We start from the raw sequence: 9351 nt of genomic DNA, 5'->3' as shown, positions 1-9351 counted from the left end.
ATCGGGCATCAGAAATATCCCTCCCGCTTCTTGCGTTCCATCGAGGCCTGCAGCGCCGCATCGACCAGCCGCCCCTGCCGCTCCGACGAGCGCGCATCGAGCAGCTCGGCGATCACCCCGGCGACGTCGCTCGCCTTGGACTCGATCGCCCCGGTCAGCGGCCAGCAGCCCAGGGTGCGGAACCTCACCCAGCGCTTGCCCGTCTTCTCCCCGTCCCGGAACCGCATGCGCTCGTCGTCGACCGCGATCAGCGCCCCGTCGCGCTCGACCACCCAGCGCTCGGCCGCGAGATAGAGCGGCACGATCGGGATCGCCTCGGCCTGGATGTAGGTCCACACGTCGAGCTCGGTCCAGTTGGACAGCGGGAACACCCGCATCGTGTCGCCCGCCGCCAGCCGCGTGTTGAACAGGTGCCACAGCTCCGGCCGCTGGTTGCGCGGATCCCAGACATGGCCGGCGCTGCGATGCGAGAAGATCCGCTCCTTGGCCCGCGCCTTCTCCTCGTCGCGGCGGCCGCCGCCGAACGCCGCATCGAAGCCATGCCGGTCGAGCGCCTCCTTCAGGGCCTCCGTCAGCATCAGGCGCGAATATTCCCCGGTCTCGGTCTCGAACGGGTTGATGCCGGCCTGCGCCGCCGCCTCGTTGCCGTGCACCAGCAGCTCCAGTCCGTACTCCCCTGCCATTCGGTCGCGATGCGCCAGCAGCGCCTGGAAGTCCCAGCCGGTGGCGATGTGCAGGAACGGAAATGGCGGCGGCGCCGGGAAGAACGCCTTGCGCGCCAGGTGCAGCATCACGCTCGAATCCTTGCCCACCGAATACAGCATCACCGGATGCCGGAACTCCGCCACCACCTCCCGCAGGATATGGATCGCCTCGTCCTCAAGACGCTGAAGATGCGGCGACAGGCGCGCGCGATCCGCGGCCGGAGTGGAGACGATCACTTCATGGGCCGTACGCGCGGCAGACACCGAGGCAGACATGAGACGCTACTTTCTCGACGGGTATTGGATGTTGGGCAGATGGATCCCGCATTCGGTCTTGTCGAAGCCGCGCCATCGACCGGCGCGCGCATCCTCTCCTGGCGCGACGGCCGATGTGCAGGCGGCGCAGCCGATCGAGGCAAAGCCCTGTGCGACCAGCGGATGAGAGGGCAATCGATGCCTGGCGGTGTAGGCAGCAAGGTCGGCCGCGCTCCAGCTCGCCAGAGGATTGATCTTCACATGCGTCTCGTCGACTTCGAAGGCCGTGAGATCGAACCGGCTGGGTGACTGGAAGCGCTTGCGGCCTGACACCCAGGCATCGAATCCCTGTAACGCCCGCTGAAGCGGGACGCTCTTGCGGAAGGCGCAGCAGCCATCGGGATCCCACACCGCGCGCGAGAAATCCGGATCGAGACGGAGAATTTCGTCGGCGGTCGGACCGATACTGCGCACGTCGCTAAGGCCAAGATGGGCCGTCAGACGATCGCGGTATTGCAGCGTCTCGACGAAGTGCCGACCGGTATCGACGAACAGAACCGGCGTCGCCGGATCGACCTGCGCCACGAAATGCAGCAGCACGGCCGACTCGGCCCCGAACGAAGAAACCACGGCAATCCGGCCGGGAAAGAGTTCGTGGATCGCCGCCGCGAGAAGTCGATCCGGCGGTGCGTAGCCCAGGCGGCGCTGGAGTTCCGCGATGTCAGGATTGGCGGCCATCGTCCCCTCTCCGCGATGAGGAAAAGAGGCGCACGGCGGTCAGCCGCACGTGCAGCGTGTCGCCCTTTCTGACGCTGGATGTCGCCGGCAATTCGACCTCCACGGCCGGCAAGCCGGGACCGAACGAAATGTCGGCACGACGGGCCGGACCCGTCCGACGGACAGCGATGACACGCGCGCTCAACGCATCGGGGCCGTCGTCGCAGACGAGCAAGTCGCGCGGCCGGATGAACAACGCCGCAGGACCCGAGACGTCGCCGGTCGGGATGGAGATCGGCTGCGCGCCGATGCGGATGGTGCCGGGCGCGGCTTCGACGGCGAGACGGACGGCCTCGCCGACGAATCCGGCGACGAAGGCGGTGGCGGGCCGGTCGAGGATGTCGTCGGGGGTGCCGATCTGCTCGAGGCGGCCGCGATTGAGGATGGCGACACGATCGGCAAGCTCGAGCGCTTCCTCCTGATCGTGGGTGACGAACAGCGTCGTATGGCCGGTGCGCTCGTGGATGTCGCGCAGCCAGCGCCGCAGATCGCGGCGCACCTGGGCATCGAGGGCGCCGAACGGCTCGTCGAGCAGCAGCACCCTGGGCTCGACCGCGAGAGCGCGGGCGAGCGCGACGCGCTGGCGCTGGCCACCGGAAAGCTGCGCCGGCCGGCGCTTGCCGAGCCCGTTGAGCTGGACGAGGTCGAGCAGCTCGCCGACGCGGCGCTGGATCTCCGCCTCCGGCGGCCGCGTGCGGCGCGGGCGCACGCGCAGGCCGTAGGCGATGTTGTCGGCCACGGTCAGGTGCTTGAAGAGCGCATAGTGCTGGAACACGAAGCCGACGCGGCGCTGGCGCGCCGCCAGACGGGTCGCATCTTCCTCGCCGAACAACAGACGGCCGGCATCCGGGGCCTCGAGACCGGCCACCAGCCGCAGCAAGGTCGTCTTGCCCGAGCCGGACGGCCCCAGCAGCGCCAGCAGTTCGCCCGGTTCGACGGCGAGATCGAGGCGGTCGACCGCGGCCGTGCCGTTGAAGACCTTGCCGAGACCCTGCGCCGTGATCGCGACCGCCACATCGCGGTGCGCGCGCGGCCCGTCAGTGGCGGCGGACGGCGGCGAGTTCGTCGCCGTGTCGCCATTCGAGGACGGACTTGCCGACCAGGGTGACGAGGGCGAGTCCTGCCAGAAGCGAGGCGACGGCGAAAGCAGCGACGAAGTCGTACTCATTGTAGAGGATCTCCACATGCAGGGGCATGGTGTTGGTGACGCCGCGGATATGGCCGGACACGACCGACACCGCGCCGAACTCGCCCATGGCGCGGGCGTTGCAGAGCAGCACGCCGTAGAGCAGCGCCCAGCGGACGTTGGGCAGCGTCACCGTGAGGAAGGTGCGAAGGCCGGAGGCACCGAGCGTCAGGGCCGCTTCCTCCTCGGCCGAGCCCTGCTCCTGCATGAGCGGAATGAGCTCGCGGGCGATGAAGGGAAAGGTGACGAAGACCGTCGCCAGGACGATGCCCGGCACGGCGAAGATGATCTTGAAGTCCCAGTCGCTCATCAGCGGCCCGAGCACGCCCTTGGCGCCGAACAGCAGCACGTAGACCAACCCGGAAACGACCGGCGAGACGGAGAACGGCAGGTCGATCAGGCTGACCAGCAGGCTCTTGCCGGGAAACGAGAACTTGGCGATCGCCCAGGCAGCGGCGATGCCGAAGACGAGATTGAGCGGCACGGCGATCGCGGCCACCAGCAGGGTGAGGCGGATCGCCGACTGGGTGTCGGCATCGGCGAAGGTGCTGAGATAGGGGCCGAGGCCGCGGCTGAGCGCCTGCGCAAACACGGCCAGCAGCGGCAGCAGCAGGAACAGCGCCAGGAAGCCGACGGCGATGGCGATCAGCAGCCAGCGGACCCAGGGGCTCTCTGCGATTGCCGCGTCACGCATGGCCGAGCCTTCGCCGGCTCACCGCCTGCAGCGCATTGATCGCCAGCAGCGAGGCGAAGGAGATCGCCAGCATGATGGTGGCGATGGCCGAGGCGCCGGTATAGTCGAACTCCTCGAGCCGCATGACGATCAGCAGCGGCGCGATCTCGGACCGGAACGGCATGTTGCCGGCGATGAAGATGACCGAGCCGTACTCGCCGACGGCGCGGGCGAAGGCGAGCGCCACGCCGGTGAGGATGGCCGGCGCCAGCAGCGGCAGGACGACCCGGCGCACCGTCTGGCCGCGACTGGCCCCCAGCGTGGCCGAGGCTTCCTCGACCTCGCGGTCGAGATCCTCCAGTACCGGCTGCACGGTGCGCACGACGAAGGGCAGGCCGATGAACACCAGGGCGACGAAGATGCCGGCCGGCGTATAGGCGATCCGGATATCGAACGGCGCCAGCAGGGAGCCGATCCAGCCGTTCGGCGCATAGAGCGCCGCCAGGGCGATGCCGGCGACCGCGGTCGGCAGCGCGAACGGCAGGTCGACCACCGCGTCGAGCAGGCGCCGTCCCGGGAAGCTGTAGCGGCTCAGCACCCAGGCCACGACGACACCGAACACGGCATTGGCCAGGGCCGCGAGCGCCGCGGTCACGAAGCTGGTGCGCAGGGCGGCAAGGACGCGCGGCTCGGTGGCGACCCGCCAGATGCCGTCGAGGCCGAGGCCGCTGGCCCGCCAGACCAGCACCGCCAGTGGGATCAGCACGATCAGCGACAGGTAGGTGAGGGCAAAACCGAAGGTGAGGCCGAAGCCCGGCAGAGGGCTCGGCTTGACGAAGACCGCCCGCGGCGCGACGAGGGCGGCAACGCTCATCGCGCGGCCGAGCCTGGCTTGTAGATCTGGTCGAACACGCCGCCGTCCCCGAAATGCGTCGGCTGCGCCTTGCTCCAGCCGCCGAAGACATCGCCCACCGTCACCAGCCTGATCTTGGGGAAGCGGGCGATATCGGCCGGGTCGGCCTGATCCGGATGCAGCGGCCGATAGTAGTTGTGCGCGATGATCTTCTGCGCCGCCGGGGAGTAGAGATAGTTGAGGAACGCCTCGGCCTCCTTGCGGGTGCCGCGCTTGTCGACGACGCTGTCGACCAGCGCCACCGGCGGCTCGGCCAGGATCGAGAACGGCGGGACCACGATCTCGAACTTGTCGGCGCCGAACTCGGCCAGGGTCAGGAAGGCCTCGTTCTCCCAGTTGATCAGCACATCGCCCAGGCCGCGCTGGGCGAAGGTCGTGGTCGTGCCGCGCGCACCGGAATCCAGCACCGGCACGTTGCGGTAGAGCGCCGAGACGAACGCCCTGGCCGCTGCCTGGTCGCCCTTGGTGCGATCGAGCTCGTAGGCCCAGGCGGCGAGATAGTTCCAGCGCGCGCCGCCCGAGGTCTTGGGGTTGGGGGTCATGACCGAGACGCCCGGCTTGATCAGGTCATTCCAGTCCTTGATGCCCTTGGGATTACCCTTGCGCACCACGAACACGATGGTGGAGGTGTAGGGGCTCGAGTTGTTGGGCAACCGCGACTGCCAATCCGGCGGCAGGCGCTTGGACTCGCGGGCGATGGCATCGATGTCGCCCGCCAGGGCGAGCGTGACGATGTCGGCCTCGAGCCCGTCGATCACCTTGCGCGCCTGGCTGCCCGAGCCGCCGTGCGAGGAGCGGATCACCACCTTCTCGCCCGTGCTCGCCTGCCAGTCGCGCGCAAACGCCTCGCTCAGCGCCCGATAGAGTTCCCGTGTCGGATCGTACGAGACATTCGTGAGCACGACCTCCTTCGCGGCCTGGGCGTTGGCAACGTGCGCCCGCACCGAAGCCAGCAGGGCCGGCGCGCCGAGGGCTGCGCCGGCGCGGAGGAGAAGTCGACGTGTCGTCATGGGAAGCTTCGCCTCTCTCAAATCAGTGCAGGGTCACGACATTCGGCCGCGCACGCAGCCGCGCGGCGGCAAGCCGGGCATGGCCAAGCGTGTTGAACTCCGTACCCTCCAGGGCAAAGAACGGACGCGCCACGGCGTGAAAGCGGAAGGCATTGCCTTCCTTGACGACGAAGCCCGCGGGCTCGCCCCACACTTCGACGATGATGGATTCGGACATGATCTCACTCCCGCCGGCATCGGCGGCCGGCATCACCCAATGGAAACGAAAAGAGTCGAATGTCTTGCGGTCAGACGGACCGGCAACACAGGCAGCGATGGCCGCTTCGACAGGGGGTGCGGGAAGTGAAAAAAGGTTTCTGGGTCATCGCCATCTCATCCGTATCAGCGGAGCCCACGAAGCGTTCGTGACGCTTTAGCACTTGGTGACGCGGCGCAAGCTGCTCCATCAAATCCCGCGGTCTTTCGACCCTCCAGACATGACTCTTAGGCCGCGCGATCACAATGAACGGCGTTGCCAAAGTTGATCGACCGCGCGGCAAGCACCGTTTGCCGCACGGTGTCGAGTGGAAAAATTCTTGTCGTCGAGCCGCGGCCGGCTGTCGACCCGGCCCTCAGCTCGACCTTGTCAGCTCGGATTGTCGAGGCTGAACACGCCGCTGTCCTCGTCGTAGGCGAAGATCTCGCCATAGCGCGCCCAGGAGATCACGGCGCGCAGCGTGTTCTCGGCGTAGGTATCGGACATGTGGTCTTCGAGCTCGTCGCGGAAGCGACTGGCCGGCGCGGCATGCGTGCCGCGCTCGTCGAGGACGCGCTTGATGTGCTGGGCCAGCGGAACATAGGCCAGCAGATGCTGGGCGAAGAGCCGCTTGCGATCGTCCGGATCGAGCTGGACGAAGCGGCGGCCCGGCTCGGTGAGCCGGATATCGCCCTCCGCCACCTCGGCGAAGCGCAGAAGCTGCAGGGTCTCGGCGACCGGGAACAGATCGTCGATCTCCATCTGCAAGGGTCCCGCGAGCGCCGGCATGTCGGCATGGCCGTTGAACGGCGCCCCGGCCACGGTCTCCATCAGACCCGCCAGCAGGTTGGGCGACACGCGCGGCAGCTCCATGGTGATGCCGGTGCCGGGAAAGATGCCCTGTGCCTGCTTGCCCGTCGGCCGGGCCGTCATGAGAGCGTAGATGTCGTCGACCATCTGGCGAAAGGCCGGATCGAGACGGTTGCGCGGCATCGGCAGCTTGACCGGGATTTCCGCGCGCAGCCGACCGGGATTGGAGGAGAAGACGAGGATGCGATCGCTCATCAGCACCGCTTCCTCGATATTGTGCGTGACCAGCAGGATGGAGGAGATCGGCATGCGCCCCTCGCTCCAGAGATCGAGCAGGTCGGTGCGCAGCGTCTCCGCGGTCAGCACGTCGAGAGCGGAGAAGGGTTCGTCCATCAGCAGGAGCTTGGGATGCACCACCAGGGCGCGGGCGAGGCCGACGCGCTGGCGCATGCCGCCCGACAGTTCCTTGGGGTAGGCGCTCTCGTAGCCGTCGAGACCGATCAGATCGATGGCCGCCAGGGCCCGCTTGTGCCGCTCGGCCGGCGGCACCTTCTGCGCCTCGAGCCCGATCTCCACGTTCTCCAGCACGGTGAGCCAGGGGAACAGGGCGAATGTCTGGAACACCATCGCCACTTCCTCGGCAGGACCATCGACCGCGCGGCCACCGATCGTCACCCGCCCTTCGCTGGCCGGCATCAGCCCGGCGATGATGCGCAACAGCGAGGACTTCCCGCAGCCGGACCGGCCCAGCAGCGAGACGATCTCGTTGCCGCGTAACGAGAGGCTGATGTCGTCGAGCACCAGCAGATCGTCGCCGCTGCCTTTCGAGTAGCGCTGACGGACATGATCCACCGCCACCAGGGGCGAAGTGTCGGCGGTCGATGCGGGTCTGACGGCGGCGATCTCCATGGCAATCTCCTCAAGCCAGCCGGAAGCGGCGCTCGGCCAAACGATAAAGCGGCCGCCATACCAGACGGTTGCAGGCCACGACCATCACCGACATCACGACGATGCCCAGAACCACGCGCGGATAGTCGGCGGCCTCGGTCGCATCGGCGATGTAGGACCCAAGGCCGGCGGCCTTGAGCTTGGTGTCGCCCCAGCTCGCCACCTCGGCCACGATGCTGGCGTTCCACGATCCGCCCGAAGCGGTCAACGCACCGGTCACGTAATAGGGCAGGATGCCGGGCAGGATGACCTTGCGCCACCACTGCCAGGTCCGCAGGCGGAACAAGGTCGAGGCCTCGCGCAAATCGGTCGGGAACGCGCTGGCGCCGGCGATGACGTTGAACAGGATGTACCACTGCGTCCCCAGCACCATCAGCGGGCTCAGCCAGATGTTGGGGTCGAGATGCAGCGAGACGATCAGCACGACCGCCATCGGGAACAGCACGTTGGCCGGAAAGGCGGCGAGGAACTGGGCCAGTGGCTGGAACCGCGTCGCCGCCCATGGCCGCAATCCGATCCAGACGCCGACCGGCACCCAGATCGCGCTGGCGATGGAGATCAGCACCACCACCCGCAACAGGGTCAGCAGCCCCATCTCCAGTGCCGTCAGCAGGTCGCCCCAGCCGAGCGACGCCTCGGTGAAGAGCACGATCCGCCACAGCGCATAGGCAACCACGGCCAGGATGACCAGTCGCCACAGGATATCCGAGCCTCGCCCGGTCCTCGGCGCCACCACGACGCGCCGCGGCGGCTGCGTCAGCGGGATCGGCAACAGGGAGACGGTGCGGCCGATCCAGGAGGTGACCAGGGTGATACGGCGCACGACATGCCCACGACGCCACAGCTCGTAGACCCAGGAGCGCGGCCGCTGCTGCGCCGCCGTCTGCTCGAAGCGGAACTTGTCGGCCCAGGCGACGATCGGCCGGAACAGGAGCTGGTCGTACGCCAGGATCACCACCGCCATGGTCGCGACCGCCAGCACCACGGCGCCGATATCCTTGGCATCGATCGCGGTCGCCAGCCACGACCCGATGCCCGGCAGCTTGACCGTCGTGTCGCCGACGGTGATCGCCTCCGAGGCGACGACGAAGAACCAGCCGCCCGACATGGACATCATCGTGTTCCAGATCAGGCCGGGCGCGGCGAACGGCGCCTCGAGGCGCCAGAACTTCAGCCACGGCGAGAGCTGGAAATGCCGGCTGACCTCATCCAGGTCGGCCGGCACCGTCCGCAGCGACTGATAGAAGCTGAAGGCCATGTTCCAGGCCTGGCTGGTGAAGATGGCGAACACGGCGGCGCACTCGGCGCCCAATTCGCTGTCGGGGAACAGGCGCAGGAAGAACACGACCGTGAAGGTCAGGAACCCCAGCACCGGAACCGACTGCAGGATGTCGAGCGCCGGAACGATCACCAGCTCGGCCTTGCGGCTCTTGGCGGCCAGGGTGGCGACCACGAAGGTGAAGATCAGCGACGCGCCGATCGCGGCGAACATGCGCAGCGTGGTGCGCAGCGCATATCCCGGCAGGTTGGCCGGATCGAGCGTCACCGGCGCCACCGTCAGCCGCGCCACCGGCGCCGTGACCTCGCCCGCCCCGTAGGCCATCGCCACGAAGGCGGCGGCGATCAGGATGAAGATCGCGAGATCGTAGATGTTCGGGCGCAGCCCCACGCCGCCCAGTCCGAGCAGCGGAGTGCGACCGACCTTTGCGAGGTCCCCTTGAGCCATTGCCTCTTCCGGTGCGCGTCAATCCGTTGCGAACAGCCATCGCAAGCCTAGATGACACGGCAATGACATGCCAGCGCGACACCGCCGCATGGAGCCCCGATCGTGACGAGGACG

The 9351-nt window shown here is 67.8% G+C and carries 9 protein-coding genes; all 9 read right to left on the bottom strand.

Annotated elements, in window-relative coordinates; all coding sequences use genetic code 11:
- Positions 1–8: 8 nt before the first annotated feature.
- The gene (gene cysD, locus B5D62_RS17195) at positions 9–980 is read right to left on the bottom strand and encodes a sulfate adenylyltransferase subunit CysD (RefSeq protein ID WP_085935130.1); all 972 of its coding nucleotides are present in this window, start codon (positions 978–980) and stop codon (positions 9–11) included.
- Positions 981–986: 6 nt separating this feature from the next.
- Entirely contained in the window at positions 987–1697 is a 711-nt protein-coding gene (locus B5D62_RS17190) for a phosphoadenylyl-sulfate reductase (RefSeq protein WP_085935129.1), read from the bottom strand.
- Entirely contained in the window at positions 1681–2751 is a 1071-nt protein-coding gene (locus tag B5D62_RS17185; RefSeq protein ID WP_085935128.1) for a sulfate/molybdate ABC transporter ATP-binding protein, read from the bottom strand. Before B5D62_RS17185 ends, B5D62_RS17190 begins: the two co-directional genes overlap by 17 nt.
- A 22-nt stretch (positions 2752–2773) precedes the next feature.
- Positions 2774–3616, bottom strand: coding sequence for a sulfate ABC transporter permease subunit CysW (cysW, locus tag B5D62_RS17180; RefSeq protein ID WP_085935127.1), 843 nt, complete (start codon positions 3614–3616; stop codon positions 2774–2776).
- Positions 3609–4469, bottom strand: coding sequence for a sulfate ABC transporter permease subunit CysT (gene cysT / locus B5D62_RS17175; protein ID WP_085935126.1), 861 nt, complete (start codon positions 4467–4469; stop codon positions 3609–3611). The genes cysW and cysT overlap by 8 nt, the downstream gene beginning before the upstream one ends.
- The gene (locus B5D62_RS17170) at positions 4466–5518 is read right to left on the bottom strand and encodes a sulfate ABC transporter substrate-binding protein (RefSeq protein ID WP_085935125.1); all 1053 of its coding nucleotides are present in this window, start codon (positions 5516–5518) and stop codon (positions 4466–4468) included. The genes cysT and B5D62_RS17170 overlap by 4 nt, the downstream gene beginning before the upstream one ends.
- Before the next feature lie 22 nt (positions 5519–5540).
- Positions 5541–5735 carry a hypothetical protein gene (locus tag B5D62_RS17165; protein ID WP_139373935.1) on the bottom strand — a complete coding sequence of 65 codons (195 nt, stop codon included), beginning with the start codon at positions 5733–5735 and terminating at the stop codon, positions 5541–5543.
- 408 nt (positions 5736–6143) lie between these two features.
- Positions 6144–7472 carry an ABC transporter ATP-binding protein gene (locus B5D62_RS17160; protein WP_085935123.1) on the bottom strand — a complete coding sequence of 443 codons (1329 nt, stop codon included), beginning with the start codon at positions 7470–7472 and terminating at the stop codon, positions 6144–6146.
- Between the two features lie 10 nt (positions 7473–7482).
- Positions 7483–9237 carry an ABC transporter permease gene (locus tag B5D62_RS17155; protein WP_085935122.1) on the bottom strand — a complete coding sequence of 585 codons (1755 nt, stop codon included), beginning with the start codon at positions 9235–9237 and terminating at the stop codon, positions 7483–7485.
- Between the last annotated feature and the right edge of the window lie 114 nt (positions 9238–9351).

Source organism: Enhydrobacter aerosaccus (assembly GCF_900167455.1).
In the GTDB taxonomy this organism is placed as follows: Bacteria; Pseudomonadota; Alphaproteobacteria; order Reyranellales; family Reyranellaceae; genus Reyranella; species Reyranella aerosaccus.
This window is presented reverse-complemented; position numbering and strand designations above follow the sequence as displayed.